This is a genomic window from Caballeronia insecticola (genome assembly GCF_000402035.1).
GTDB classification, from domain to species: domain Bacteria; phylum Pseudomonadota; class Gammaproteobacteria; order Burkholderiales; family Burkholderiaceae; genus Caballeronia; species Caballeronia insecticola.
Genome location: NC_021288.1, coordinates 392,916 through 419,816, shown reverse-complemented (window position 1 = coordinate 419,816; position 26,901 = coordinate 392,916). Strand labels below are relative to the sequence as shown.

Below are 26,901 nucleotides of genomic sequence, written 5' to 3'. Positions count from 1 at the left end.
AACTGCAGTGTGTGGGTGAGAACGGCTGCGCGGCGGCGGACTCAATCATGGATGTATCGCGCGGCGTCGGCGATCGGTTCGCGCGTAGCATTCTCGCTGCGGCCGACGACAAACGCGCTGGCTTCCGTGCGACTCCCGACAATCCGCGATGCGTCGCCGCGCTCACTGAACGCGGCGCCCAGCTTCATGCGCATGAACGCATTCGACGTGAACCGCGTGGCCGAGCAGTAGTAGCGGGACTGCAGTTGCCGCGCCATCGCAAAGTATGCCTCCGCTATCGGTTCGTCGAGGCGACAGCCGTCGTAATTGACGATCAGCGACACCTTGTGGCCGATGCCTTCGCACAGCGCTTGCATCACGCGGCGCACGCTCTCGATGTCTTCCGTCGAGCGAATGCCGATGCCTTCGAAGTTTGCGAACAGCGTGTTTCGTTCGGTGTCGTAGCTGAGCCGGTTGCGCACTTGCCGTTCGAACAGGATCGACGAAAGCTCCAGCAACTGCGGCAGAAAGATGCCCGGGTCCATCAACCGCACGTGGCGCATGATCGGCGTGAAATCCATATGAGCCAATACGTCCCGCTCGAGATCGATGCCCGGCGCGATCTCCGTCAGTTCGAGCCCTTCAGGCACGCGCCGAAAGACGCACCGCTCGGTCACATAGAGCACGGGTTGACCGCGCTCGGCCGCAAGCGATCCGTTGAACGTGATCTGCTCGACGGAATCGACGAATTTCTTCTTCGTCCCTTCCCTGACGATCGCAAGGCGCCCGTCCTCGACGCGTACTTCGAGACCACCCGCTGTGAAAGTCCCCGCGAATATGACGCAACGCGCGTTCTGACTGATGTTGATGAAACCGCCGGCGCCCGCCAGTCGCGGCCCGAAGCGGCTGACGTTGACGTTGCCGCGACGATCGACTTCGGCCATGCCGAGGCAAGCGAGGTCCAGGCCGCCTCCGTCGTAGAAGTCGAACTGCTGGTTCTGATGCAGGAGCGCATCGACATTGATGGCCGCGCCGAAATCCAGTCCTCCCTGAGGCACGCCGCCAATGACGCCCGGCTCCGCGGTCAAGGTCAAGTGGCTCAGCAGGCGCTCTTCCGCCGCAACGGCCGCGACGACTTCCGGAACGCCGATGCCCAGGTTGATCACGCCACCCATCGGCAACTCGAACGCGCATCGGCGTGCAATCACTTTTCGCTCGTCGAGAACCGGACTTCCCATCGTGCCGACCGCGACCTTCGTCTGAGCCGAGAACGCGGGGTTGTATGCGGTGCCATAGGTCTGAGGTTGAGCACCGGAACGCGCCAGCACGACGCGATCGACGAGAATGCCCGGAACCACGACCGCTCGCGGATCGAGCGTCCCGCTTGCAACGATCGTTTCAACCTGGGCAATCACCAGACCGTTCGAATTGTGCGCGGCCATCGCCGCCGCCTGCGCGTCGAGCACGAGTGCTTCGCGTTCCATCGTGATGTTGCCTTCGGGGTCGGCCGTCGTCCCCCGAATCAGCGCGACCTTGAGCGGAAACACTTTGTAGAGAAGCCAGGTCTTGCCGTCGATCTCGATCGTGCTGACCAGCTCTTCGGTCGTGGACGCGTTGATCTTTCCGCCGCCGTGACGCGGATCGACGAACGTACCCAGGCCGACCTGCGTGAGCGTCCCCGCCCGGTGAGCCGCAATGTCCCGGTAGAGATGCGACATGACGCCGAGCGGCAGGTTGTAGGCCTCGATCAGATCGTCGGTGGCCATCCGGGCGAGCTTCGGGACCAGCGACCAATGTCCGCCGATCGCCCGCTTGATCAACCCCGGCAACGCAATCCGGTTGATTCCCTGATCCTTGCCGTCACCCGGCGCGGCGGCGAACACCAAGGTCAGATCGCGCGGCGCGCCGGTGCTCTCGAAACGTCGTTGCAGCGCGATGATGAGTTCGTCCGGCGTACCGATACCGACGAAACCCGAGCAGCAGACGGCATCGCCATCGCGAATTAATCCGATCGCTTCATCAGCGGTCACGATCTTGTCTTTCATGGCGAGGATCTCGAGTAATTGCCCGTGCATGCCAAAACGCGGTCGACAGAGTGAGCGTGAAAAACTCAACCGGCTGAATGCGGATTAGGCGTCGATGAACGAGGGCCGGTCAAAATGGCGACTGCTGAGTGATAAAGCTCGTCCGTAGCAGGCGACGAAGACTTTGCGAAGAAATCCATTCGCGCCCCTTTCACAAAAAGGAAGGTCAGAAAATGAAATTTGCTGCATTGCACCATTAAGGTCATCATACGGTAGTATCGCCTGGCGTCAAGCAACCATTTTTATTTTCCCGCTAATTCTTCTTTTAAACAGATCCGTGGTTTCTCGTCTGAATATTGCGGCGCTCGGTGTCAAAGCGCTCCACATACTCAGCGGCGCCAAGCTCTTCCGGCCTGATCGGTCGTTTTGCCCTTCTCTGCTCAATTAAAGCGGAAATAAAATAGGGCGGCGTAAAAAGTACGGGTGACGAAGGCGATATTTGAATAAATTAGATAAGGCTTGACCATTCAAGGCGATGCTGTAGCATGAATTTTATCGTGCGGCGCAACAAAAACCTCACGCCTCAATCAAAATGCCGAATCTGTGCAGACCCAAACGGAGTAATTCATGTTCTTCTTTCCCCAGCAGCAGATAGCATCATTTCAAAAAGCTAGTTTCCAGGCCTTGATGAGTTTGACCAATAAATATATGGACGGTTTTCAAAAGCTGACGGAACTTAATGTGCAAACCATTAGGACGCTTGTTTCTGAAAACGAGGGTGTAAGCAACCCGACGCCGGAAAATGCGAGTGACCCGGGCGCATGGCAATCGAAATTCCTGACGCAAGTGCCGGAAAAAGCAGCGTCATATCGGCGGCATTTTTTCGCGATTGTTTCCGGAACGGGCGAAGAAGTGGCGCGAGAGGCGCAAAGCCAGTTTGCCTCATACGGCGGTCACATGAACGAGATCTTCAAGACCGCGGCCGATAGCGCATCCGAGGTGCAGGAGAAAGCCGCTGTGTCCTTGGAGACGAACTTCAAGCAAGCCACCGAAGCATCCGTCGAGGCGACTGCTGGCGCGGCGGATGCCGTGGCGAAGAATACTCAGGCTATTGTCTCAGCTACGACCGATGCCATTAACACCGGCGCCGATTCCGCGACGAAGTCGGCGGACAAGGCGAATCAAAAGCGCTGAACATCTGCGATCCAGCAGTTGCACGGTAAGCCACTGCGAAGACAATAACAAACCCGCTTTCGAGCGGGTTCTCGCATGCGGACAAAGCCCTGGCCTCGGCCAGGGCTTTGTCGTTTCAACGACGCTCATGCTGAAGAAACCGAGGCCAGCCCGGCACGAGTTCGGGATGGTGACGCGTGAGGAACTTGCTGCGCAAGATCGATGCAGCCGTGGATTTGCGGATCGTCTCGAACACAGCAAGCAGCCGTTCAGGCCAAAGGGATGACGACAAGGAAACGCAACGCGAGCCCTGCTCAAACTGCAATCGGGTATCGTATTTCGGGCTCAAAACGACAGGCTGGCGGGACCCCGCGACAAATTAGCGCGAGCAACGTCGATTTTCGATCATCTGATTCGTCGTCAGTGAAACCCATTCAAAGGATCTCCCATGAAATACCTCGGCTTGGCCTACTTCACCCCCGAAAAATTCGCCGCGATGGCTCCAGACGACATCAAGGAACTGGTGAGCCAATGCCCGGCATTGGACGAGAAGATGCGCGCTACCGGCAAGGTGCTTGTTTCCGCCTCGCTCGGCGATCTGGACAAGTGGAAAACGCTTAGCCCGCGCACCGGAGAGACGCGCGTCACCGATGGGCCTTACACCGAGGCGAAGGAGGTCGTGGGAGGCCTGTTCATCATCGAGGCGGACAGCCCTGACGAGGCGTTGCGCATCGCGTCCATGCATCCGGCTGCCACACTCGGCGAAGAAGGCGGGTGGGCTGTGGAGCTTATACCGTTGGATTTCTATCTGGCTCGATGAGGATTGGGAAGGCTTTTTCTGGAAAGTGGTTGCGGTCGTTTTATCACAGACGCCACTGTGTTGAGGGTCAGCGCGGCGATGTCCGATGCTGGCCGCTCAGGCCAGCGCGTTCAACGAATTTGCGTCTCAGATCGCGCAAGTCTCATTCATTCAGATTTCGCAGAGCCTAGCGTGGTGGCTGCGGCAAAATTTCTGAAGAAGGCGTTGCGAGGATGGTGTGCGGCGCAATTCGACCCATTGCGGTCGGACAACTCTCTCCAGACCGGTCAGCGCCCCAAATTCGCGTTTTGAAGATTGAGGCACTCCTAAGCGGCCACTGGCGACCTCACCCAACCGGCCATGAAGGGACGGTCGAGATCGCCGTCCAATTCGGATGGACGAGGACCCATCTGCCCTCGTTCAATGACCGATATTTTGCGAGCGAATTGCGGGTGACACCGTCTCCGCCCGGCCACGAGCCATCCTTCAACGAGTGGTAAATTCGGCCATTGGAACGGCTGCAATGCGTCGGCTACGCGCCAGCGAAGTGGTAGCGCTGAAGGTCACCGAAGTCGACAGCGAACGCATGACACTGCTCGACACGAGCTTTTCGCCGCCCCTCGACTAGGTGCGGATCGCGCGCACGAACCGGAGCCACGGCGTCGGAGGCTCCGACCAAGCGCTCGCGGGCCGTGGCTCTTCTTCATCGCGTAAGGCGGAAGTCTCAACGAAAAGCGCAACGTTCCATGTCCGCGGGTCGACAACGCTCTTGTAAGCAACCCCGTCGAGCCTCCCATCTTGAAACTCGAAGTCCCGAAGGAACTCTGACACCACTTGCGAAGGTAGATATTCGACATGCACGCGATCGTCTCTAGCAACCGGACTTGTGACCTCCTTCGCGAAGCTGTTCAAAAAACGCAATCCCAGGGTTTCTTGACGCGTTGCGTCCGAGAACGGTCCTGGAATCGCCGGCAAGTTGCGCAGATCGAGAATCCGCGCTTCTCTCAACGTGCGCCAGCAGCCAACCCGTGAAGAGGTAGCCCTAGTTTCCTTCGTCGCACCAGTTGCGGAAGACGCGACATACATCATTGGAATGCCAGGTGGATTCATGCGATTGCTCTGATTGGCAAACTCCTTTGGCGGTGGCCCGAAGTCGCGCCAGGTAACCGACTTACCTCGCTTGATGTCGGGTCGCGCGCGCCAGAGCAAAGTTCCCGGCGGCAACTTCCGAATTAGCCCAAGTTGGTCACTCATCTGCGCAATCGCACGCAGCAGCGAACCACACGAGTACGAATCCCTGTCCTCGTCGTTGCCGCCAAGGCTGTGAAAGAAGAACCGGCGTTGATGTTTTACGATCTCGCAGAATCTTTCCCAGCTCGTTTTTAGCGCGACGTCTTCATCCAGACTAAGCCAGTCATAGTCGCACCAGACCTCGTCGTCCAGCGCATGAACGATCGCGTTGTACAAACGGCCAGTTTTATCTCGCGGTAGTTCGACGCAGATGTCCTCGAAAACTATTTCGGCCGTGTCCCACGTGCTGCCTTGATACCCACCTTCTGCCGACTCGTACGGCAATTGTTCCGCAGCCCGGCCCCAGAACTTCTCTATGTGGCCTTCAATAAATTCACAAATCTCTCCGAGCTGCGTCGTGGGCGAGTCATACCCGCCACAGGCATCGCAACCTCTCGGGCCGTTTTCGCTGCGGATCCACGCCCTTATATCAGGATCCGCAAAGCATGAAGAGCAGACGTACCAAGTGGAACTCATAAATCGCCCAGTTTTTGTTATTGAAAGATACGGAAGGTGGCTCACAGTCACGAGCCGCTCGGTTATCGTGCCCGATTTTAACTTTGGCCTTGGTCGAAGGTACGCATGCGCACAAGCTGGATCCGGCTCTTCGCGTTGAGGAGGGAGTAAATGGCTTTTGAACATCCTAATGGCCATCCCAATGACGGAGATCCAACGTCCGTTGTACCTTGAAAGCCGCCTCAGATGCGGCGGGGGGCGACGGGCCGCAACGGGTCGAGAGTACGCTCTGCCGACTGGCCGCTTACGGGCCATAGAATTCCAGTGACCGCTTCCAAGCAATGAGTTCAGGGAGCGGACCGACGCAGCGCGACCCAAAGCGGAAGTTCGATGAGGAACGGCCGATGACTGCTCCGCAGCGAATAGCGGTCGGTCGTTGAGCCACGACGAACGCTAGGCGCCCAGCCGGAAGCAGTCCTCCGGAACAGCCGGGTCAAGGCAGCCAAAAGCGCCAGGTCGAGTTCTCTCGCCTGGCATCGCAGCTAATGTGCACGACTTAGAGCGAGTAGCCGTTCTTCGCTGTTTTCAAGAGAGATTGCCCGTAGCTGCTCGGTTGCTTGATCTGCCTGCTTGCGAACACGTTAATGTCCAGGGCGAGCTTCCCACGGGCAGTGGTGATCTGTTCGAGGCCTACCGGCGTCAGAACGAGGTAGCAACCCTCGCCCCACATAGACTCCGCATCGATATCAACCGGGCCGGCGTCACGCCACCAATGGAGCTTTGCGACCACAGCCCCGCTCGCGTCAAGGAAGACGCTGGGTTCTTCGGTATGCGCTCGCCATCGAAGCCTCATCAACCAGTTTGGGCACAACGCGAATGGATAGGCTGCTGCGTCGAAGCCCATGTCCACGGAGCAAACAACTCGTCTTACCAGCGTCGGAGCCAATTCATTATCGAAGGCGACGTGCTGGCCTAGCCACACAGCGATTGGCAATGCAGCATAGCACTGGCCGAAGTCCTCTCCATCAGTTTGTGCCGAGGGTGCTCGAAATCTGTAGAGGCGCTGCTCTGACAGGCGTGGCCTGAATACTTTGAAACGCGACACCTCAGCCACGACTTGGCCATCGTGGTGTGCCGGGAAGGACGCAACGTCGCTGTCGACCTCGTCAAGCCACTTCTTATCTCGCTCGGACCAACCCGCATGTCGGTCAAACAGCGGCATGCGGATCCATTCTGGGCGTACTCGCGGCAACTTCAGCGGCCGAGGCGGAAGAGGACAACCCAAACGCTCCAACAGCGTCGGCCTGTAGCGGCCGTTCAACTTGCCTGCTAGCCGCAGTTCTCCCGCGACATGGCGCAGAGCGGTAATGGCAATGTAGGCATGGGGTTTCAGGTATGTGATCTGCATGTCGAGTGCGCGAAGCTGGGTTTCAAGCGTTTTGACAGCAGAAGGCCCGAATGCCTCGAGTCCGCCCCAATCTTGGATGAGCATCGCCGCGCGTTGACGGATTGTCATCTCGTCGATGCCTGCCGCTTGCGCAAGGTCCTGTGCTGTCGAGCGCAGCATCTGGGTCCAGCCAAGCGGCGACTCGACTCGCATCGCACCAGTTCTCTCGTCATTAAAGGCATGGTCGCCCTCTGAGGGGGGCTGCAGTTCGAGGCTATAGAAGAACGGCAGTGGCTTCGCGTCCATGGAGGCTGCCACTCCCCAAAGATACGACAAGAGCGCGGCTGACTCTGCTACCGAAATATCGCGGTGACTGACCAACGCAGCCACGGCAGTGCCCAGCTCAGGTGCAAGGCCCGCGGTGTCAACAGCCAGCAGCGTTCCGAGCGCTTGCAGGGGGGCATCGGAATCGCCGGTTAGAAGTCGCCGCATAAGGGACTTGAACAAAGCTTGACCGTATCCGGCTTGCCCCGCCAAGCGCAGCGTGCAGTTGCGAGCGTGTCGCTGAACTTCGATAACAGGAAGCCGATAGGCAAAGTGCAGCAAGTCCTCCAGAAGATCCGTGTCGCTGAGCGGTAGCTCGCTCGGCTGGAATGATCGTCCAAGCTGGAATTCGCGAGTGCAGACCATCTGCTCCTCAAGCAGCGACCAGATGGCCGGCCAGTCCGGCGTCGCGCTGATTACTGGCAATATCGAATCCAGGTCTGTCAGCAGCGACTGGATGCTCTCCTCGCCCGCCGCCACTGAATCGACGATGTTCTCGAAGGCGACTGGGGACGTGGATGGCCCCTCCAAGAGCTTCTTCGCCTCAAAGTAGAGGAACTTGCCGCCACCCATCCATTGGCTCCAGGCGCTCCAGGGGTCTTTGCTTGTCGCGTAGCCTTGAATCAGCTTCTTGGCGTACTCAGTCTCACCTGCCTCAGCTAACCGCTTCACCATCAGGAAGCGACAGCGTGCGTCGTCCCGCAAGACTTGCCAACGCTCAAACATCCTCCGCACTGGATGAAGCGGAGCTTTCTCGGCCAGATATCTGAATCGGTACGGGGCGTTGTAGTTCAGTTCGTCGCCATCCGCATCAAACTCGAGCTCAAGCTCCTCGAGAGTGGCCGCAGAGTCATACTTGCTGGGCGTAGACGAGTGTCGAGGTTCTGGCGCCTCTGACGTCCATCGGGCTACAGCGGCTTCAAGCTCCGCAGACGAGAACCCATGTCTTCCGGCCGCGGCGCGAAGACGTCGGAGCAGTCCGACCCTCTCGTGTGCTCTGCTGACTACCTCGATCGCCCCCAATAGCATCAGCGTGAGCGGCTCAATCTGGCCGGGGCCTGCCGCGTCGGCGGCGGCGTCGATGAAGTCGCCCACGTGATACGGATCCCGGTAGTGCGGTTCCATGTAGAACGGTAGGCAAAGCCCGCACCAGACGGTAGCGCAAGGCAAGACGAAGTCAGGGCTTCGCCGGGCCATCCCCGTCGTGAGCAGATCGACGCGGTTAGGCCAGCCAATCAGCTGCCAGTCTGCCAGTGTCTTTGACACCTCGAAGCCGAAGCGAGGCCCGACCTGCATCGCTTCCTCAATCAGCGACATGGTCAGGCGGTGCGCGGCCGACGACCCTTCCGTTTCGGTCATGCCGCCGACCTGGCGCATCAAGCTTGAGAGCCGCTTGACACGGCTCTCCGGGTCAGCAGTGTTCGCAAGGACCAGGATGTCCCGCCAGATTACGTACTGTGGATCTTTTTTGGGAGCTAGCGCATAGCCAAGGCATTGCTCGGGAACTGTCGCCAGCAACTGCTTCGCCCGTTCTACATCTCCGACCTCAACCAACTCGATGGCTAGATCCGCCAACCCGTCAATCTGTTCGCTCGGCGTGCTTTCTCGAAGCTCTGTCACGAGCGCGTTGAGCCGGTCGACGGCCCCCTTACGGTCACCGTCAACCCGATACGCATCGACGGCCAACCGGCGCCGCAGGTACGCAGTCCCCCCCAGCGTCGATGAGGCGATGGCTGCGTCAATTTCTCGAAGTACTGCGCGGTACTCATCCTCGCCACATTTGGCGCTGAGCCTCAGCAGCGCCTGCGCCAGTATGGGGATCGCTTTGAGGGCCTGCTGGATGCGATATGGCTCGCTGCTGCCGGCTTCTGGCGTCAGACGTAGCAGATACCCAAGGGCAACGCGGGCTTCGGCCTGGATGCTGCCTGCCGGCACGGTCGCGTTGTCGGCGTCGGAGCGACCTAGAAGCACGCCTATCGTCGAGGCGTGCTGCTGGAACGGACGAAGGAAGGAATGCTTGGATGGTGTTGCGCTTGGCCGTGGCTTGTTGAGCAGCATGCAAAGCCTCGCGTGATGCATTACCGCGCCGACCAGATCACCCAGCCCAGCCAAGTCCGTCTCGTCGTCGCACATGGAGATCATCGGTGCGACCAACTTGTCGAACAGGGCTTCGGCGAGGTCACGACGGCCAGCTTGGAATGCAATCAGTGCCATACGGCGGCGGTAGCCGTTTGGCACCTCATCGAAGCTGGGAAGGGCGACAGCGGCGTCAAATAGGGCAAGCGCTTGCGCAACGTCGCCATGCCGACTTGCTAAAAGCCCTGCGCGAACTATTACAGACGGCTTGTCTTCGTTGTCTACTCCGAGCTCGCCGCAGAGTTCTTGTGGATCGGTGCCAACTTTCTTAAGGAGCGTTGCCTCTGCGGCTTCCCTCCTCAAATGTTGGCGCAGCGCGCTGAACGTTTCTGGATCCAGCTTATCGGGCTGGCGTAGCCTCTCTGCAGCGAGGTGGTCAATCGCTGTCTGGATCTGCTCGGTGTCCCGGAAATGAACGACGCGCCTTGCCCACCTCTCAAATTCCTTGATGTTGTGGTCGTGCCCGTGGTTCTGGAACTTGGACGTGTGGAGCTGCGATAGTGGTTCGAGGCTTTCAAATAGCTCCTTCGCGCGCTCGAAGTCGCCTCGCGCCAACAGAGCGTCGACAACCTCGTAGCCCTGGCTGGGGAAGTACTGCACGAAAGAGACGGCTGAATCGATGTCCCCGACTGCCAGCATCGCCAGTGGAAGCTGGTTGGCATACTCAAGGGCTGTTTCGCGCCGGCCCACTTCGTCACTACACAGCAACAGCCGTGTGAAGGCGGTCGCATCGTGCGTTCCACGCACTGCTAGCAGAGCCAGCCGGATATCGGCGTGGATCTCGGCGATAGAACGCCCGTCAGCCAGGTGTTGTCTGAAGCGAGCGGGCATCGCCAGCGCAAGCACATCGGCACCGTCGCCGGCACGGGCGCGGTAGCGCAACTCAAGCCACCGCTGCGCCGATTCGTGCGGCGCGTTCTTCGCCAGTTTGGCGAGGTCGCGGTACACGCGCTGGGAATATTCGGCGTCGACGCTACCGAGGCGGATTCGCGGTTGGGCGATGACGAACAGCCTGAAGCTGTTGTGGAACACACTCCATCCCTGGGGTGAACTGCGGAGCAGGTGCCGTGCAACGACCAGTGCTCGCTCAATCGCGAACTCCTTGACCACCGTGGCCAGCAGCCGCAGGTCCATGGGTGCCTCGGCCCGGGCGATGAAACCAAGCACGTCCATGGCATCGCTGTCGCTTGCAATTTCGCGCCAGGCGGCGGTATACACGGTCTCAATGTCACCGTCGAACGGCATCCCGCCACTGAGCAGGTGCTTGCGGCCGGCTGCGCCCGCGTGCAACAGCGCCTGAATCAAGTAGCGCGTTGCCAGCGGATGGCCATGCGTGAGCTTGCTCAGCTCTGATCGCGGAATGTCGGCAGGCAGGCCAAGAGCATCCGCCATCCGTGCGACCTCCTCGCGGCCGAGGGGGCTCATGAGAACCAGCCGCTCGTTCTTCTCCGCTTGTTCCTTAACAGCGGGCTTCAGATTCGCGAGATCCAGCCGCTGCGTGCCGAGGACGAACACAACCCCATTTGGGATGGCCGCGGGAAGAGGTAGCTCGCCCAGCAGCGAATTTGTCGGCCGCTCTTCGCGAGGCACATGGTCGAGCCCGTCGACGACGATGATCGTTCGGATCCCGTCGCGGTCGAAGCGTTCCCCAGCCTGCCGCACCAGGACGCCGAACTGTTCGCGTCGCTCATGCAGCGAGTCATCGCGAAGACGCAGTCCGGTCAAACCGCTGTTGCGCAGCTGCGTGCCGACATCGGTCAGAAAGTTATCGGCCTCTCCGCGACCCACGCCCTGGGCAGCGCCCGGCACGTACGCCAGGTAGCGGACGAGCCGGATGTTTGCTTCGGTGGCCAGCGCCACCTGTAGGAGGGTGGATTTCCCGGAGCCAGGCGGACCTACGAGTGAGACGTAGCCCTGGCCGGTGGTTTGCAACGCGGCCAGCAGCTTGACCTCAGTGCCGCGGTTGCGTTGGACATACGCGCCGACTGGAAACCGATGGATGAGCAGCGTCTTGGCGGGATCGCGCCAGCCAAGCTCACGAAGCAGCTCATCACGCGTCCACCTGTCCTTGTCGCGTGCGTCGGCGACTAGTTTAGGCAATACGCTGGCAATCTCGGATGCCTGTCGCGCCTGTTCGGCGTTCAGCTTGTGCGCCTGGATGAAGTCCGCCGCAGCTCCGCTTACAACACGAAGGCCGTGCAAGAACTGTTCGAAGTCGTCATCGTCCAGTCCGGCTTCACGGTGCAGGTGGTCGATCAGTCGGCTCCATTCCGGCATGTGCCAATCCGCTAGCGGTCGATTTGCATGCTGCTGGAGCTCATCAAGAAATGCCGCGCTGTGGGGCGGCGTACCGTCGCCTGGCTTGTCAGTAATCGACGGAAAATCATTGACAACCAGGCGAATCTCGATGCGGCTTCCAGTGTTGTCCTTGCGCAGGCATTGCCAAGCATGAACCAGGGGTTTCAAGAGGCCGTTGGCGCCAGTAAGCAGCGTCTCAACAGTGAAGGTTCCAGGGAACTTGGACGTCTTGAACTGGTGGCCGACCACCAAGCCATCGAAGCCGAGTACCAGGTCGTCGGCAATGCCCGCGTTGCGGTCGGCGACGCCGATCCACATCAGCTCGTCGCGCTCGAGCGCTGCATAGATTGCAGCGCCCGCCCTCTCATACTGGCCGATATATCCACGGAGTGCTCGGCGCTCGCCTTCTGCTGGCGCCGTGGCAGGAGCTGTAGCTGTGAATGGCTTCGGTTTTTTGTGCTTGTTCGGGGCCATGGAAATGGATTGGGTAGTTGGCCGGAATCAAAAGACTTGCGTCAGCATCACCCTGGCATCCATCACCAGATGGGTAAGCTGATGACTCACCGACTGCCGTTCTGCAACAAAGTATGACAGGCGCCGATCGAAGCGGTCATTCGTGAGCTTGGTCGTGAATGACTAAGATCAGTGTGAAGCCGTCGCTCAGAAGTTCGCAGCGACAGGCAGCTCTTGGCCGCATCGTGCCCGACAGCGACCGCTCCAAACCGACCCGAAGCTGCCGGTCCCGCGGTAGTAAATTGAATGGCAGCAACGAAACGTGGAACGGTAATACCGAGCCTTCGGACGCGCAACCGTTTCGTATTGCGAGCATGTCATAGGCGCCAACAGACCGGTATTGCGAAGTCTACACAAAGCGCTTTACGTCTCCGAATGATCGAAGCATGCCTTGCTGGATTTAAATTGCAACCCGTGTGAGTGGTCTGCCCATTACACTCAGCGCGTTGTCGCGGCTCAGGTGTTCTCAGGCAATGAGGGGTGCGTACTGGGTTTTGCAGACCTTCTTAGGCATCCGCTGCCCCCACTGCGGCATCCCACATCCCCATCGCGTCGGTCACGGCCTTCTCGATGACGGCATGCCGGACACGATCGCGGGCGAGCACAGACAGTCCCTGGAAAAAGCAGTCGAACGCGTTGGACAGCGATGCTGGATCCGTGCTGCTGCGCAGTTCCCCACTCTCAATGCCCCGCGCTACGCAGGCGCGAAAGCCGGCGCGTGTTCGACTGCGCACCTCACGAAGCAACTGGGTGACCGCTTCGCTGCCGGTGGAACTGGCCCCGACAACGCCCAGTGCGACCATACAGCCTTTCGGGTGGCCGCTCTCAATCTGCATCCTTGCCGACCGGAGCAGTGCCAGGAACACACCTTCCCGTGGCGAAAGCGACGGGTCATAGAGGCTACGGGTCACCTTGCCGTAAATCTCCATGTATCGCTCCAACGCCTCTTTGTACAGCGCCTCCTTAGACTCAAAGGCCGCATAGAAGCTAGGCGCGGAGATGCCCCCGCCGATCGCCGCCTTTAACTGCGACAAAGACGTCGACTCATAGCCATGTTCCCAGAAAAGGTGCATCGCCGAAATGATCGCCGCATCACGGTCGAACGCACGTGGCCGACCCCGCTGAACCATAAACATCTCCGCCATTCAAAATATATATACTAGTCGATACACAATCTCTGGACAAGTCGCGACGTACAACCTCCCCGCACATGGTAGCGGGCCGTTCAAGAACGCAGTTGACGCGGCCTTCCAAGTTCTCTTATATTTATACCGGTCGGTACGTAAATCCTGAGCAGCGCGGGGTCATCACACGAACCCCGCATTTTTTTCACCATATATGTACCGTTCGGTACGGAAATAACCTATGTCCAGAGAACTCGAAGCACGCCTTGACGCCATCGAAAGCCGCTTCGCCATCGATGCGCTGATCGCCAACTACGCCGAGGCGTTCGACACCATGAACCTCGAGCTGCTCGCCACGCTCTGGCATCCCGAATCGCGACTGCTTCTGGGTGCGAACGGCAACGCCGATGGCCTGGATGCCATCCTGGCGCAAGCACGCATCAACATGAAGCGCATGCCCCACATGCATCATTGGATGGCGAATGCCCTGATCACGGTGGAGGGTGACAACGGCCACGGGCTGGTGGCGGCGGACTGTCTTTTTTACGACGTCGATCAGGGCACGCTTCAAGTGAGCGGCCAATACCGCGACCTCTATCAGCGACGCGAAGGCCGCTGGGCATTCCTGGAGCGCACCTTCACCATGCACTACGCTACGCCGCTCCAAAACTGGCACCCCATCACTGGAACAGAACGCTTCGGCCTCCCGGCCTGACGCGGCCCCCGACCGCCTAACCTTATGCATACGACAACCTCTTCCACGCGTCGATGGTCGGCGTTCGCGGTGTTGCTGGTGGGAGCATTTCTGCCTCCGCTGGACTTCTTCATCGTGAACGTCGCCCTGCCGTCCATCCAAAGCACCCTCCACACAAGCGCTGCAGAGTTGCAACTCGTTATTTCCGGATACGCCGCGGCTTACGCGGTCTTCCTTATCACAGGAGGACGGCTAGGCGATCTCTTCGGCCGGCGGAGGATCTTCCTGATCGGCGTCACGGGCTTCGGACTGACATCGGTGATCTGCGGCCTCGCATCGTCACCCGCCATGCTCGTACTCGGGCGTGTGCTGCAGGGCCTGAGCGCCGCCGCCATGGCGCCGCAGGGACTGGCCTCCATTCACGCCCTGTTTCCAGAGAACGAGCGCGCGCGCGCCTTGGGCCTCTACGGCGCCGCGGTGGGACTGGCCGCAGTCGCCGCGCAGGCGCTCGGGGGTGCGTTGATCTCTGCGGACCTCTTTCACTTGGCGTGGCGCGTCGTCTTTCTCATCAATTTGCCCGTCGTCGCTGCCGTCCTGATCTTCGGACTGCCGTTGCTACCTGACGTCCGCGGTGACAGCCCGGCACCTGTAGACCGGATCGGGGTGCTACTTTGCGCGCTCACGCTGGGCTTGCTCATCGTGCCCCTGGTCGAAGGGCGGGAGTTGGATTGGCCGTGGTGGGCCTGCGCGATGCTCATTGCGTGCCCCGTCGCTGCCGTAGGCTTCTGCCGATATGAGATGGCCTACGCCCGCCTAGGCGGCGTGCCCCTGATCAGCGTGGAGCTGATCCGCAGGCCTGGTCTGATGAGCGGACTTACGGGCGTCCTCTTCTTCTACGTCGTCTCAGCATTCTTCCTGACGTTTTCCGTCTACCTTCAGGCGGCACTTGGCATGAGCCCATTAGAGACAGGGCTGGTTTTCTTGCCATTCGGGGTCGGCGCCTTTATCGGGCCGTTGACGACACCGCTGGCTATTCGACTCTTCGGCGACCGCGTCCCCGCCATCGGCATGATGCTCGAGGTCGCCGGCTGCATACTCCTCGCCGCCCTCGTGGCCGGCGCGCCCGGACAGATGCCGGCTCAGTTTCCGCTGATCGGGGCGGTAGCACTCCTGGGATTCGGTCAGGGCTGGGCGCTGCCGACGCTGGTGCGCTCGGTTATCAATCGAGCACCGGCGACCGGTTCCGGGATGATCGCGGGCATCACGAATTCGGCGTTGCAAATCAGCGCAGCACTGGGTGTCGCGGTCATTGGCGGCGTCTTCTTCAGTGTCGCAGGGACTTCACCGGATCCGGAAATCCTCGCCAGAGCACTTGTCGTCGCAATGATGTGTGTCGGCGGCAGTCTGACCGTTTCCGCCGTGCTGTCTATCGTCGCTTCAAGATCGAGCATTCAGGCCGCTGCAAGGACCGCGCCTCGTTGAGTCCAGCCCGCCATCACTCGCGGCAAAGAGAACATTGATGCTCGTTCCCCCGGCATGCACGGCAGTCCAATTGCGAGCCGCACCAGCCGAGCGCCGCGGGGCGTGCTCCGCGTCGATCCTGCCGGATGCAGGGCCTTGGACATGAGGGCGGAGATTGAACAGTTGGGGATCGTCGACTTGAGATGGATGCCCGCCTGCTGACACGCTTGCGCGATTAACGTTCCAAACGGGGATGTCTTGTTTGAAAAGCGCGGTGGGTCGCGAAAATAGAGCGGCTAGATACATCTGTTGTTTCCCCCCGGCCCGATTGAAGGGAGTCAGTTAAGCGGCCGTTATCAGGAGTGAACGAGCTGTTCAAATGACGGCTTTGCGAGAGGGCTGACCGGCAGAAATTGGCCGAAAGGGATCCATGCCGATGGTTTATCGCCGTTCCACGCTGTATTTTTGATAACGATCATTCGCGCTTCGCCAGATACGCGTCGATCAGGGCGACCAGTCGGTCCCGTCCGAAGCTCGCGTCGTGTCCCGCGTGGACGATTTGCACGGGCAAATCGCGCAAACGCTTCATCGTACGCACATAGGTCAGGATATCGGCGCCGCCGATCTCGTCCAGCAGCGGGCCATCGTAGATCGCATCGCCGGAAAACAACGTGCCGGTGCTCGGCTGCCAAAGACCGATGCTCCCCGGTGAATGACCTGGCAGATGGAGGACTTCGAAATGCCGGTTACCGAGATCGACAATATTCCCTTCCTTGACAATTTCCGTGACGGACGCAGCTCGCACGCAGTAGTCGGTCATCTGGTAACCGGCATTTGGAACGGCGGTGATCAGATCGCCATCGAACGGATAGCCGAATTCGTGGTATCGACGAATCGCAGCATCGCCCAATACCGACGCCAGGAGCGTGCCGCGCTCGCGTGGCGAGCGCAGATTGTCGGCCTCGAGTTCGTGGACAAGCGTGTGCTCGAACTCGTGATGTCCGCCCACATGATCCGAGTGCGTATGTGTTGCGACTGCTGTCACGTTCTTCTGGAGCAGATGCCGGGCCGCGTCACGCAGGCTGGCGATGCCCATTCCTGTGTCGATCATCAGGTCGCGGTCGCGGCCCCGCACATGCCAAATATTGCACCGCATCAGAGGCACGACATGAGGTTCCCAGAGCAGGGTGATTTCATCACTGATGCGCTTGAGTTCAAACCAACGGTCGGCAATTGGCAGCATGGATGTAGAGAGTTTGCCCAAAGTAACGGACGCTGATCAAATCTTGCTGCAGGTTCAAGGATCTCGTCGAGTTGGAGTATAGCTACCTGACGTAAGCGAAGCACCTTGTTCAACCGGCGGCTACCTGACGCCGAGCGACGCCGCACGACCCATTGCCGACCTTCGGACGAAGCCGCGCGAACGCCCGCTTTGCGACCGGGTCCGGTCGCACGGTCAATGGGCGCGAGACATACCAGAGCGGACCCCAGTGCGCTATTCCGAGCGACCTGACCGCTTGGGTCGTGACTTAAACCGCACGAGCTCTTTGTCGGCGAGGACGTAGTCGTTGCAATCATTAAGGCGAGCCAAAGCTAGATCCAGAAATGCTCGCACTCGCTTGGGCTGAGCTGTTCGGTTTCCGTAGTAAAGGTGCAAACCGATGTGCGCACTTATATGCTGCAGGAGAACTGGCACCAGTCGTCCCGCACGGATATGGGATGCAGCCGAGAAGCTCGCAAGCTGCCCCATCACTTGCCCGGCGAGTACGGCTTGCACTTCAAGCTCCGTATCGTTGGTGGCAAATGCGGGCGACATCTGACGATGTTCGAGTTTTCCATCGACGGTAAAGTACCAGGGCGCGACCTTGCCTGTGACCGGATGCCGAAACACGCTACAGCGGTGTGCCGTCAGGTCATCCAATGTCGATGGCGTCCCGTGCGTTTTAAGGTATTCGGGCGTCGCGCATACAATCATCTGGATGGGGAATAGTTGTCGACCGATTACGCCTTCGCTGGCCGACATCCCTATCCGAAATCCAACATCGACGCGGTCAAGCACCCAGTTGCCAATACCATCGTCGAGATGGACATCCGGCTGAATGCCGGGGTGCTCGCGACAGAATTCGTCAAGCAGCGGCATGAGGATAGCGGCGAACGACGATTTCGGGCCAACGATGCGCAGCGGCCCTGTGACCTCCTCCCTGGACTCCCGCGCCTGGGCAAGAGCCCGGTCGAGTGCCGCGAGAGCGGGCTGCGTGTTCTCCAGAAAACGTTGCCCCTCCTCGGTAAGGGCGAGGCTGCGCGTCGTCCGATGTAACAGGCGGACTCCGAGATGTTGCTCCAGTTGCGCGATTGCCTGACTGGCGGCCTGGGGCGTGACGCCTTGCGCCAGCGCGGCCTGCCTGATACTGCCGAGTTCGACAGCTTTGGCGAACGTCGCGATCGCCCTGAAGTCGTTGATGGGCATGTTCGGTCCTTCTGCCAAGGTTCAAATAGCGCGGACGCGCGGATCGTCAGTATCAATCCTGGCTTGATACTGGTACAAGTCGAAATCGACTATTCGCTTGAAACCGAGACGCCTAAAGTAGTTGACATCGGGCTACTGCCCTCGTCGTCTACTGCAAGGAGCGCATCTTGAACAAAAGACAACTCGGCAACTCGGGACTGGAAGTATCGGCGATCGGCCTCGGGTGCATGGGGCTGAGTCACGGTTACGGACCGGCTACCGATAAAACCCGAGCAGTGGAATTGATCCGCGCTGCCTTCGACCAAGGCGTGACCTTCTTCGATACCGCAGAGGTCTACGGGCCTTATCTCAACGAGGAAGTCGTCGGCGAGGCATTGGCGCCCATCCGCGATCAGGTGGTGATCGCGACGAAGTTCGGCTTCACCTTCGGCGACGACGGAAAGCAGCAAATCCTCAACAGCCGCCCGGATCATATCCGGCGGACGGTCGACGGCATGCTGAAGCGGCTGAAGACCGATGTCATCGACTTGCTGTATCAGCACCGCGTTGACCCGGACGTGCCCATCGAGGATGTCGCGGGCACTGTCAAGTCACTCATCGCCGAAGGCAAGGTGAAGCACTTCGGGCTATCGGAGGCCGGTGAGCAGACCATCCGGCGCGCGCATGCCGTGCAGCCCGTGACCGCTCTGCAGAGTGAATATTCGATGTGGTGGCGCGAGCCCGAAGACCGAATCCTGCCCATGCTCGAGGAGCTTGGCATTGGCTTCGTGCCGTTCAGTCCGCTCGGCAAAGGTTTTCTGACGGGCGCGATCGACAAAAATGCAACGTTCGGTAAGGACGATTTCCGCAGCGTTGTTCCCCGTTTCACGCCGGAAGCGCTCCAGGCCAATCAGGCACTGGTCGACGCACTTGGCGAGATCGCGAGGGGCAAAGATGCAACGTCGGCTCAGATCGCGCTCGCATGGCTGCTCGCCCAGAAACCGTGGATCGTCCCGATACCCGGTACGACCAAATTGCATAGGCTGGATGAGAACCTGGGTGCCGCAGCGGTGGACCTGTCGGACTCCGACCTTCAAAACATTGCCCAGGCGCTTGCGAACATCGGGATACATGGCGAGCGCTACCCGGCTGCCCTGAAGGCTCGCGTCGGTCGCTGACACGAGACAACATGATGTCCTCTCATGAGCGGAAGCGCCGGGCGTTTGTCGCTGCGGTCGCGGCCGTGCCTTTAAGCGGCGCGGTGGCAAAGGGTACTGTTCACATGATGAGGTCGCGCGTTCTTGTAGCCTACTTTTCCCGGTCCGGCAACACACGGGTTGTCGCCGGGCTATTGCAGCGGGCGTTCAAAGCGGACTTGTTCGAGATACGACCGGCCAAGCCATATCCCGATGAGTATCTCGCCACCGTCGACCAGGCTCAACAGGAGCGGGACAGCGGCGTTGAGCCAACGCTTGCGGCCCGGATCCCGGAACTGAGGAACTACGACACCGTCTACCTTGGATTTCCGATCTGGGGAGAGACCACGCCGCCAGTAATCCGCTCGTTTCTGGCGACCCACGACCTCGCAGGCAAGACGCTCACGCCGTTCGTGACCCACGGCGGATACGGGCCCGGAAACAGCATGTCCGTCCTCGCCGCCAAAGCGCCGCGAAGCAGGATCAGCAGGCCATTCGTCATGCAAGCGGATCAGGAGCGCAGGACGATGAACCTCGTCAATGAGTGGTTTGACGAGACCGGCCTGGACAAGCTATCCCAGGCGTCCTGAGCATTCCGCCTGGCACCATTCACTTTCAACACAAGGGATCGATCATGCTGGATGTGACACTGAACAATGGGATGAAAATGCCGATCCTCGGCTACGGGGTCTTTCAGATCGCGGAAGAGGCGGAATGCGAACGCTGCGTGGCGGACGCGGTACAGGCAGGCTATCGCCTGATCGACACGGCTGCATCCTACAAGAATGAAGAAGCCGTCGGACGAGGCCTCAAACATTGCGGGGTACCGCGTGACGAGCTTTTCGTCACCAGCAAGCTGTGGGTTGAGGATGCTGGGTACGAACGCACTCGCCTGGCCATCGACAAGTCGCTGAAGCGGCTCGGCCTGGATTACCTCGACCTGTATCTGATCCATCAGCCGTTCTCAGACGTTCACGGCGCCTGGCGGGCGATGGAGGAGGCCCATCGCGCCGGCAAGCTGCGTGCAATCGGACTGAGCAACTTTCAGCCGGATCGGCTCATGGACATCACGGTGTTCAACGATGTGAAGCCCGCAGTTAACCAGATCGAGGTCAACCCCTTCCACCAGCAAGCTGAGAGCGTCGACTTCATGCGTGAGTTCGGCGTGCAGGCGGAAGCGTGGGCACCCTTCGCCGAAGGCCGGAACAACCTGTTTCAGAATGAACACCTTATGGCGATCGCTCAGCGCCATGGCAAAACGGTTGGACAAGTGGTGCTTCGATGGCTGGTTCAGCGCGGCATCATCGCTCTCGCGAAATCGGTGCGCAAGGAGCGGATGCTGGAAAATCTCGCGGTCTTCGATTTCCAACTGTCCGAAGATGACATGCAACTCGTCACGTCATTGGAGACCGGCAAGAGCAGCTTCTTCTCCCATCGCGATCCGGCGATCGTGAAATGGATGAGCGAACGAAAACTTGGCCTCTGACGCAGTAGTCCGGCTAGCACCCCACAACCTGAAAGAGCGCAATCATGACCAAAGCATCTCAGACCATCGTCCGTAACGGCACGAAGCCGTCAATCAAGGGCCCTGAAAGCTGGTTTACCGGCTCTGTCCGTATCGACAGCCTATTCCAGGCCGAGGAACCGGCGCGTCTCGGCGGCGGTATCGTGACGTTTGAGCCTGGCGCACGCACCAACTGGCACACGCATCCGCTCGGGCAGACACTCGTCGTTCTCAGCGGCGTCGGCTGGACCCAATGCGAAGGCGGCCTCCGAACAGAGATCCGCGCCGGCGACATCGTCTCGTGCTCGTGCGGCAAGCGACACTGGCACGGAGCGGCTGCGACCACGGCCATGTCGCATCTTGCGCTTACCGAATTGCTCGACGGCAAGAATGTCGAATGGATGGAGCCGGTGACCGACGAGCAATATCACTCGGGGCCGCTGGTCACCGACTAACGGCGCTCAAACCGCGCGCCGGCGCATCAAGCTGAAAAATAAAATGCATGTCGCGCGTGCGCATTGGGGCTTCGGGAGGCCACGCGTTGGACGATGCGGCGGTTGATGACGCTTTTGCTTCTGGCGCTAAACCATCAAATCGGAAGAGCCGTGCGCTCGATGACTTCGTGCGCTTCTATCTGATGCCCGGAGTCGGACATGGTACGGGGCCGTTTCATCCGGCGATCGACTCGCTGTCGGCGCTCGATCACTGGGTCGAATCGGGCGCTGCGCCCGAGACCCTGCAAATGAGCGACCTCAACACGGCGAAGCTCGGACGCACGCGGCCGCTTTGCCGTTATCCCGCGTGGCCGAAATTCGTCGGCGGCAATGTGACCGATGTGGCGAGCTTTTCGTGTGTTGATCGGTAAGCCTCGAAATGAGAACGGCGGCGGTCTGCTGGCGGAGGCCGTCGCATCTGATCCTGTTCATTCCGACCCTTCACGAAACCTGCAAAACGGAGTCGGCGTGGCACGTCCGTTGCGCTAATAATCAAGCGCATCTGCTACTGGCTAATAGCACACGGCCGGTGTGCGGTTCTTTCAGTCATCGCGCCGGCGAGACTCGTCGCACTAGTTCAAGTGGTGTTCGTGACGCTTCTCTCTGCGTCCGGTCTCGGAAGATGATCCGGGCCGCAAGGATTTCCCTTTTCGATATCGCAACCGAGGATTTATATGACCGACCTGACATCGCAACTGGCAACCAATTCGACGTCGCGCGAAGCGGATGCCGACAAGGAGGCCTCCGATGCGCTCGAAAATGGCGATAAGGCCAAAATCGACAAGACGCTGGATGACCTGAACGTGTCGACTACCGATTCCGGGCGAGATCAGTCCCAAGACGAGGACACCGAAGGCTCGACTTCCTCGAGCAAGAACTTAGATAAGCAAGGCGGATGATCTCGCTTCCGGGAATAAGTGCCGGTATCTCATCTGCCGCCTGACGTGCCTTCGGTAGAGAGGATCGACAGGCTGCTTTGCCCACCGGCAATTCGTGAGCATTGGAAAAATATGGGTTCGATTCTTCACATGCCAACGAGGCATTAGAACCGAACTCAATCAACCCCGCATCTCAAGAGAAAAAGCCTGAAGCCAAACCTCCAAGTTCGGCCTCCGGACTTTGATAAATCCGCAGCGTTTCTTACTAAGATCGGCTATGAAAATCGGCATATTGACCCACATTCAACATCCGATTATCGAACCATTCGCCGGCGGACTCGAATCGTTCACTTATGATCTGACCCAATCCCTCAAACGTAGAGGCCACGACGTTACGCTTTTCGCCCATCCAGGCTCTGCTCTAGAACTGCACGTCACGCCCTTGCGTGCTGTCGGAGTGCATCGCAGTGATGTGTCGAGACACGAACACGATACCCTGAGCACTGCATTTATCGCCGAGCATCATGCGTATTTGGGCCTCATGCAAGCCATCGACGGTTACCGGTTTGATGTCATCTTCAACAACGCGCTCCATTATGTCCCCGTCACGCTCGCGAGCATGATTGATACGCCGATGCTCACCGTACTGCATACGCCGCCTTTCTTCGAAATCATCAACGCAGTAGCGGCAAGCAAAGCACACGGCGGAGCTTATTGCACAGTCTCTCAGGCGAACGCGGCGAACTGGTCGGACCTTGCGCCCGACTGTTTCGTTATACCAAACGGCATCGATTTGAACAGATGGCGTCCGGCTATCGGACCCATCAGCGATCACGCCATCTGGACCGGCCGGCTCGTACCCGACAAGGGCCTTCACTTCGCCATCGACGCTGCACGGCTTGCGGGCATTCCCCTTCGGATCGCTGGTCAAGCTCTGGATCCCACCTATTTCGATAAACAGATCGCACCCAGACTGGGCGGTAGCATTGTCTACCTTGGGCATTTATCCCGCGCAGCACTCATCGACGAGGTAAGCCACGCGAGCGTCGCGCTGGTCACACCTTGCTGGAGCGAGCCGTTTGGACTCGTTGCAGTGGAGGCGCTGGCAACGGGGACACCAATCGCCGCATTTGCGCGAGGAGCCATGCCTGAATTGGTGACACCCGAAACCGGCAGGCTTGCCGCACCGGACGACGTGGGTGCGTTAGCTCGCGCCATCATCGAGGCAAGAAAGTTGAGCCGGGCAGCCTGTCGCTTGCGCGCGGTCGAAAATTGGGGGCTTGAGCTGATGACCTCGCGATATGAAGCGCTCTTGAGCGAAGTCGCTTCGCGCGTTCCTGTGTATGACTGACGCGTCCATCGGCTATTACGCGCATCATCAAGGCGCGGGGCATGTCACTCGCGCCCTTGCGATAGCCGCTCATCTGCCAGGCCCGGTGACGCTTTTCGGCAGCTCGCTTCCCGAGAACGATATCCCGACGAATGTTTCCGTTTGTCGACTGCCCATCGACTTCGATAAAGACACCTTCCCTGATTCAACCTTTGAACCTTTCTACGCCCCGTTGAATGTACGTGGCTTGCGAGAGCGGATGAAGATGTTAGTCGACTGGTTCTGCGACGCATCGCCTTGCTTGCTGGTCGTCGATGTATCAGTCGAAGTTGCGCTGCTCGCCCGCTTCTGCGGTATCCCGACCGTGTACATACGCCAACGCGGGGCACGCTTCGATGAGGCTCACTCGCTCGCCTACGCAAGCGCACGAAGACTATTGGCACCTTATCCGATTGAGTTCGAACAGCCTGACGCGCCCGCGGTCTGGACGGCCAAAACCGATTACTCAGGCCTTATTTCTCGATATGAAGGAGTCGTCGCAACGCGTCCACGCGTTGAAAAACTTGTGACGGTTATAACGGGTCACGGCGGCACAGCAATCACACTGGCTCGCCTGGCCATAGCCGCTCGCCTCTGCGATGACTGGCAATGGGCGGTCCTTGGTCCGATAGCGCCGGACGATGCGGTAAGCCTTCCCGTCAATCTGCATCTTCATGGAGTGCTGGATGATCCATTGCCTTGGTTAAGTAAGGCAAGCGTTGTCATCGGCTCCGCTGGGGATGGTGTCGTGAGTGAGATCGCCGCGCTTCGTTGTCGATTCATCTGCATTCCCGAAGCGCGGCCCTTTGGCGAACAACAAGCGACTGCGCGAGTGCTGGATGCGGCAAAGCTGGCGATTAGTCTTTCCGCCTGGCCGCCGGCACAAGAATGGCCATCGCTATTGATTCGCGCGGAGCGGTTGCGCGCTTCAGCATGGGATCGATACGCGACGGACCGCGGCGCGGAACGCGCGGCTCGCTTCATCATGCAAACCGCAGAGGCGAATCTACCGTGAACGTTCTGACGTTGGTACATGGTCGCCACGATCATCTAGCAAATTTGATCCGAGGCCTTGAACGGTCGGTCGACTTGCCGCAGGCGCTGGTCATCGTGCAAATGAACGAGGAACAAGCGCAATGGCAAAGCAGCCGATTTTCAATTATTCATTGCATGGTACGCAGCGCCAATGACGCCCTGCCGCTCGCAGCCGCCCGCAATCAGGCGGTTTTGCACGCGCCGAGTAACGACCTTATATTCCTGGACGTGGACTGTATTCCCGATCGCTGGCTCGTCACGCGCTATAGGGCTGCACTTGCCCAACACAAAGACGCGGTGCTTCAGGGTGAGACGCTATATCTGCCGCCCGGCGTCGCCGGTGCTCTAACGTCGAATGAAGATCTTATTGAACGTGGCGCGACACATCCCGTGCATCGAGAGTACAGCGTAGGCGACTTGCTGCCGCATCACCTTTTTTGGTCTCTTAATTTCTCTTGCCGACGAGAGACCTTTGAGCGAATAGGCGGTTTCGATGAACGATACGAAGGCTACGGTGGCGAAGACACCGATTTCGCCTTCAAGGCCGCGAAATCGAACGTGCCAATTCGGCTCGTTGCTGCAACGGCGTTCCATCAATTTCATCCGAGCTACGACCCGCCGCTTAACCACCTCCGCGCAATCGTCGCGAATGCGCACTTGTTTCGCAAACGCTGGGGCATATGGCCCATGGAAGGTTGGCTGCGTCAATTTGCCGACGCAGGATATATAAACTTTGATCGCGACACTTTGGACCTGATTCGGATGCCGTCTGTGGATGAGATCAATCGGTGCGAGATCAAAGGCACCGATGATGCCCGATCCCGCGTCGAGCAATAGCGTGGCGGATCCTCGTAAGGGTTCTAATCGTCAAGCAGCCTGGCAAGGGCTAGCCCGGCACCGAGCGCTATATAGACGGGAAGAAACGAGCGTCGCGGCATATGCGCTTCAAATCCCGGCGTGATTCTTTTCGGAACGACGTGATAGTCGACAACGTAGGCCGTAGCAGCGGTCACCGCAGCCATACGGATAATGCGCGACGGTGGGGCTCGACGTCTCAAGAGCAGTGTTTCGAACAATGTTCCCCAAAATACGCTTGCACCCCAATGAATGAAAGCGCCGGTGCCGGTCAGGCGAGCGCTTAATCGTTGCTCTTTCATCGCCTCTACGGGCCAGATGCAGTGCGCGACTGCATTTAGAGGCGCGATACTGCTTGCACCGTTATGCGAAGCCTCGCGCGACGCAACTAGCGCGGAGGTGATCGCGGCAGTGGTTCCACTTGCTAAAGAGCGGCGCACCAGCGTTTTGACCTTATTCATAGGACGTCTTCATCGTTAAGAAGTTGGTTTAATTACCGGTCTGTACCATCGGCGCTAAGCACGTCCGGATGGCCGCTTTTGGCCTTCTGCATCGCGTCCACGCAAGAGACGAATGCAGTTTGCCATCTTGCGCAGGTGGGCGCGATATGCGCAACTTTGTCGGATCGGCCGATCAAAAACCTCCGCAGTACCCGTGCCTGCCGGATCGACTGCATTCCGTGAGACGAACGTTGATCAGACCCTGACGATCTAAAGGTCAACAATCAATTCCGCTACCAGCCGTGTGGTCCGCGTCAGGGCTCGTCAGAAAATAATCTCAGGCATAGGGAATGCGTGATCAATGGTCTCCCGCTGCATCACTTCACCAAGGTTCGTTTATGTCTCTTATTCTTGCTGGTCGGTTCGATACGTTCGAGAAAGCAGAACGCGCGCGTCAAAGCCTTATGGAAACGGGGGTCACACAGGAAGATCTGTCGGTTGTCTATGTGTCTCCGCAAGGTCAGCATTCGCGGACCCCGATCGGTGGGGATGCAATGAGCGACGAAGGGGCCAAGTCCGCGCACAAAGGGGCATGGAAAGGCATCGCAGCCGGAGCGCTGGTGGGTGGCGCAATGGGCGTCGCCATCTTTCTCGGCTTCAAGGCTCCGTGGGTCACGGTGTTTATCGGCATCGGACTGGGTGCGTATATCGGTTCATTGGCTGGTGCGATGTCGCATACACGCAAGTCCAAACAGGGCGCTGTTAGCCCCACGGACACGGCCGAACATGCGCGACATTCAGGCGTATTGCTCGCAGTTCATGTATCCGAGGAAGGCGCAGCGAGCGCCACTTCGGCGCTGCAAGCCGCTGGGGCGATGGATATCGAGCGAGCCTCCGGTCAGTGGCAGCAAGGGGCATGGGCCGACTTTGATCCGACTAAGGCGCCCCTGCCCGTTTGAAACCTGCGTCAACCGCTTCGTACGCCAACGGCGGGCGTGTGAACCGGATTACTCGTCATGCATCACA

The 26,901-nt window shown here is 59.3% G+C and carries 21 protein-coding genes; 14 read left to right on the top strand and 7 right to left on the bottom strand.

What is annotated here, in order from left to right; translation table 11 throughout:
- Window positions 1–41 precede the first annotated feature (41 nt).
- The gene (locus BRPE64_RS22730) at window positions 42–2,024 is read right to left on the bottom strand and encodes an acyl CoA:acetate/3-ketoacid CoA transferase (RefSeq protein WP_044043079.1); all 1,983 of its coding nucleotides are present in this window, start codon (window positions 2,022–2,024) and stop codon (window positions 42–44) included.
- A 606-nt stretch (window positions 2,025–2,630) separates the two neighbouring features.
- On the opposite strand from BRPE64_RS22730, the gene phaP reads away from it, so the two are divergent.
- Window positions 2,631–3,197 (top strand): TIGR01841 family phasin, encoded by a 567-nt coding sequence (gene phaP / locus BRPE64_RS22725; RefSeq protein ID WP_016347221.1) that lies wholly within the window; start codon window positions 2,631–2,633, stop codon window positions 3,195–3,197.
- A gap of 427 nt (window positions 3,198–3,624) precedes the next feature.
- Window positions 3,625–3,996, top strand: a complete 372-nt coding sequence (locus BRPE64_RS22720) for a YciI family protein (protein WP_016347219.1) — start codon at window positions 3,625–3,627, stop codon at window positions 3,994–3,996.
- Between the two features lie 603 nt (window positions 3,997–4,599).
- On the opposite strand, the gene BRPE64_RS22715 is transcribed toward BRPE64_RS22720, so the two are convergent.
- The 3 genes from BRPE64_RS22715 to BRPE64_RS22705 all read right to left on the bottom strand — a co-directional run bounded on the left by BRPE64_RS22715 (window position 4,600) and on the right by BRPE64_RS22705 (window position 13,509).
- On the bottom strand, window positions 4,600–5,793 hold the full coding sequence (locus BRPE64_RS22715; protein ID WP_160167945.1) for a HEPN-associated N-terminal domain-containing protein: 1,194 nt from the start codon (window positions 5,791–5,793) through the stop codon (window positions 4,600–4,602).
- A 484-nt stretch (window positions 5,794–6,277) separates the two neighbouring features.
- Window positions 6,278–12,340 (bottom strand): hypothetical protein, encoded by a 6,063-nt coding sequence (locus BRPE64_RS22710; RefSeq protein ID WP_016347216.1) that lies wholly within the window; start codon window positions 12,338–12,340, stop codon window positions 6,278–6,280.
- Between the two features lie 545 nt (window positions 12,341–12,885).
- Entirely contained in the window at window positions 12,886–13,509 is a 624-nt protein-coding gene (locus BRPE64_RS22705) for a TetR/AcrR family transcriptional regulator (RefSeq protein WP_044043076.1), read from the bottom strand.
- A gap of 235 nt (window positions 13,510–13,744) precedes the next feature.
- Here BRPE64_RS22705 and BRPE64_RS22700 point away from each other — a divergent pair, with 235 nt between their 5' ends.
- Both BRPE64_RS22700 and BRPE64_RS22695 read left to right on the top strand, forming a co-directional pair.
- Window positions 13,745–14,218: a nuclear transport factor 2 family protein gene (locus BRPE64_RS22700; RefSeq protein WP_016347214.1), complete on the top strand. Its 474-nt coding sequence runs from the start codon at window positions 13,745–13,747 to the stop codon at window positions 14,216–14,218.
- 24 nt (window positions 14,219–14,242) lie between these two features.
- A complete protein-coding gene (locus BRPE64_RS22695) occupies window positions 14,243–15,679 on the top strand; it encodes an MFS transporter (protein ID WP_016347213.1) in 1,437 nt (478 codons plus the stop codon).
- A gap of 454 nt (window positions 15,680–16,133) precedes the next feature.
- On the opposite strand, the gene BRPE64_RS22690 is transcribed toward BRPE64_RS22695, so the two are convergent.
- Together BRPE64_RS22690 and BRPE64_RS22685 are read right to left on the bottom strand one after the other, a co-directional pair.
- Entirely contained in the window at window positions 16,134–16,901 is a 768-nt protein-coding gene (locus tag BRPE64_RS22690; protein ID WP_016347212.1) for an MBL fold metallo-hydrolase, read from the bottom strand.
- A gap of 252 nt (window positions 16,902–17,153) precedes the next feature.
- Complete coding sequence (locus tag BRPE64_RS22685) at window positions 17,154–18,125, bottom strand: LysR family transcriptional regulator (protein WP_044042879.1); 972 nt, start codon at window positions 18,123–18,125, stop codon at window positions 17,154–17,156.
- Between the two features lie 167 nt (window positions 18,126–18,292).
- Between BRPE64_RS22685 and BRPE64_RS22680 the strand changes: the two genes are divergently transcribed.
- From BRPE64_RS22680 to BRPE64_RS22640, 9 genes are all read left to right on the top strand, one after another.
- Window positions 18,293–19,282 (top strand): aldo/keto reductase, encoded by a 990-nt coding sequence (locus BRPE64_RS22680; RefSeq protein WP_016347210.1) that lies wholly within the window; start codon window positions 18,293–18,295, stop codon window positions 19,280–19,282.
- A gap of 11 nt (window positions 19,283–19,293) precedes the next feature.
- On the top strand, window positions 19,294–19,890 hold the full coding sequence (locus tag BRPE64_RS22675) for a flavodoxin (RefSeq protein ID WP_044042878.1): 597 nt from the start codon (window positions 19,294–19,296) through the stop codon (window positions 19,888–19,890).
- Between the two features lie 44 nt (window positions 19,891–19,934).
- A complete protein-coding gene (locus BRPE64_RS22670; RefSeq protein ID WP_016347208.1) occupies window positions 19,935–20,786 on the top strand; it encodes an aldo/keto reductase in 852 nt (283 codons plus the stop codon).
- Between the two features lie 44 nt (window positions 20,787–20,830).
- Window positions 20,831–21,259: a (R)-mandelonitrile lyase gene (locus BRPE64_RS22665; RefSeq protein WP_016347207.1), complete on the top strand. Its 429-nt coding sequence runs from the start codon at window positions 20,831–20,833 to the stop codon at window positions 21,257–21,259.
- Between the two features lie 86 nt (window positions 21,260–21,345).
- Entirely contained in the window at window positions 21,346–21,669 is a 324-nt protein-coding gene (locus BRPE64_RS22660) for a tannase/feruloyl esterase family alpha/beta hydrolase (protein WP_232519299.1), read from the top strand.
- A gap of 303 nt (window positions 21,670–21,972) precedes the next feature.
- Window positions 21,973–22,197: a hypothetical protein gene (locus BRPE64_RS22655; protein ID WP_016347205.1), complete on the top strand. Its 225-nt coding sequence runs from the start codon at window positions 21,973–21,975 to the stop codon at window positions 22,195–22,197.
- Between the two features lie 256 nt (window positions 22,198–22,453).
- Window positions 22,454–23,527 (top strand): glycosyltransferase family 4 protein, encoded by a 1,074-nt coding sequence (locus tag BRPE64_RS22650; RefSeq protein WP_016347204.1) that lies wholly within the window; start codon window positions 22,454–22,456, stop codon window positions 23,525–23,527.
- On the top strand, window positions 23,520–24,560 hold the full coding sequence (locus tag BRPE64_RS22645) for a glycosyltransferase family 28 protein (RefSeq protein WP_044042877.1): 1,041 nt from the start codon (window positions 23,520–23,522) through the stop codon (window positions 24,558–24,560). Before BRPE64_RS22650 ends, BRPE64_RS22645 begins: the two co-directional genes overlap by 8 nt.
- Window positions 24,557–25,417 carry a glycosyltransferase family 2 protein gene (locus BRPE64_RS22640; RefSeq protein WP_044042876.1) on the top strand — a complete coding sequence of 287 codons (861 nt, stop codon included), beginning with the start codon at window positions 24,557–24,559 and terminating at the stop codon, window positions 25,415–25,417. Before BRPE64_RS22645 ends, BRPE64_RS22640 begins: the two co-directional genes overlap by 4 nt.
- A gap of 23 nt (window positions 25,418–25,440) precedes the next feature.
- Here BRPE64_RS22640 and BRPE64_RS32430 read toward each other — a convergent pair whose 3' ends face one another.
- Complete coding sequence (locus BRPE64_RS32430) at window positions 25,441–25,896, bottom strand: hypothetical protein (RefSeq protein WP_084675797.1); 456 nt, start codon at window positions 25,894–25,896, stop codon at window positions 25,441–25,443.
- Between the two features lie 377 nt (window positions 25,897–26,273).
- On the opposite strand from BRPE64_RS32430, the gene BRPE64_RS22630 reads away from it, so the two are divergent.
- Entirely contained in the window at window positions 26,274–26,834 is a 561-nt protein-coding gene (locus tag BRPE64_RS22630; protein ID WP_044042874.1) for a membrane protein, read from the top strand.
- The last annotated feature ends 67 nt before the right edge of the window (window positions 26,835–26,901 follow it).

Excerpts from the sequence above, each read along its gene's own strand:
- BRPE64_RS22670 (WP_016347208.1), top strand. The coding sequence starts at position 19,935 with ATGCTGGATGTGACACTGAACAATGGGATGAAAATGCCGATCCTCGGC.
- BRPE64_RS22655 (WP_016347205.1), top strand. The coding sequence starts at position 21,973 with ATGACCGACCTGACATCGCAACTGGCAACCAATTCGACGTCGCGCGAA.
- BRPE64_RS22730 (WP_044043079.1), bottom strand. The coding sequence starts at position 2,024 with ATGAAAGACAAGATCGTGACCGCTGATGAAGCGATCGGATTAATTCGC.
- BRPE64_RS22650 (WP_016347204.1), top strand. The coding sequence starts at position 22,454 with ATGAAAATCGGCATATTGACCCACATTCAACATCCGATTATCGAACCA.
- BRPE64_RS22630 (WP_044042874.1), top strand. The coding sequence starts at position 26,274 with ATGTCTCTTATTCTTGCTGGTCGGTTCGATACGTTCGAGAAAGCAGAA.
- BRPE64_RS22710 (WP_016347216.1), bottom strand. The coding sequence starts at position 12,340 with ATGGCCCCGAACAAGCACAAAAAACCGAAGCCATTCACAGCTACAGCT.
- BRPE64_RS22690 (WP_016347212.1), bottom strand. The coding sequence starts at position 16,901 with ATGCTGCCAATTGCCGACCGTTGGTTTGAACTCAAGCGCATCAGTGAT.
- BRPE64_RS22700 (WP_016347214.1), top strand. The coding sequence starts at position 13,745 with ATGTCCAGAGAACTCGAAGCACGCCTTGACGCCATCGAAAGCCGCTTC.
- BRPE64_RS22720 (WP_016347219.1), top strand. The coding sequence starts at position 3,625 with ATGAAATACCTCGGCTTGGCCTACTTCACCCCCGAAAAATTCGCCGCG.
- BRPE64_RS22675 (WP_044042878.1), top strand. The coding sequence starts at position 19,294 with ATGATGTCCTCTCATGAGCGGAAGCGCCGGGCGTTTGTCGCTGCGGTC.
- phaP (WP_016347221.1), top strand. The coding sequence starts at position 2,631 with ATGTTCTTCTTTCCCCAGCAGCAGATAGCATCATTTCAAAAAGCTAGT.
- BRPE64_RS22685 (WP_044042879.1), bottom strand. The coding sequence starts at position 18,125 with ATGCCCATCAACGACTTCAGGGCGATCGCGACGTTCGCCAAAGCTGTC.
- BRPE64_RS32430 (WP_084675797.1), bottom strand. The coding sequence starts at position 25,896 with ATGAATAAGGTCAAAACGCTGGTGCGCCGCTCTTTAGCAAGTGGAACC.
- BRPE64_RS22665 (WP_016347207.1), top strand. The coding sequence starts at position 20,831 with ATGACCAAAGCATCTCAGACCATCGTCCGTAACGGCACGAAGCCGTCA.
- BRPE64_RS22645 (WP_044042877.1), top strand. The coding sequence starts at position 23,520 with ATGACTGACGCGTCCATCGGCTATTACGCGCATCATCAAGGCGCGGGG.
- BRPE64_RS22695 (WP_016347213.1), top strand. The coding sequence starts at position 14,243 with ATGCATACGACAACCTCTTCCACGCGTCGATGGTCGGCGTTCGCGGTG.
- BRPE64_RS22705 (WP_044043076.1), bottom strand. The coding sequence starts at position 13,509 with ATGGTTCAGCGGGGTCGGCCACGTGCGTTCGACCGTGATGCGGCGATC.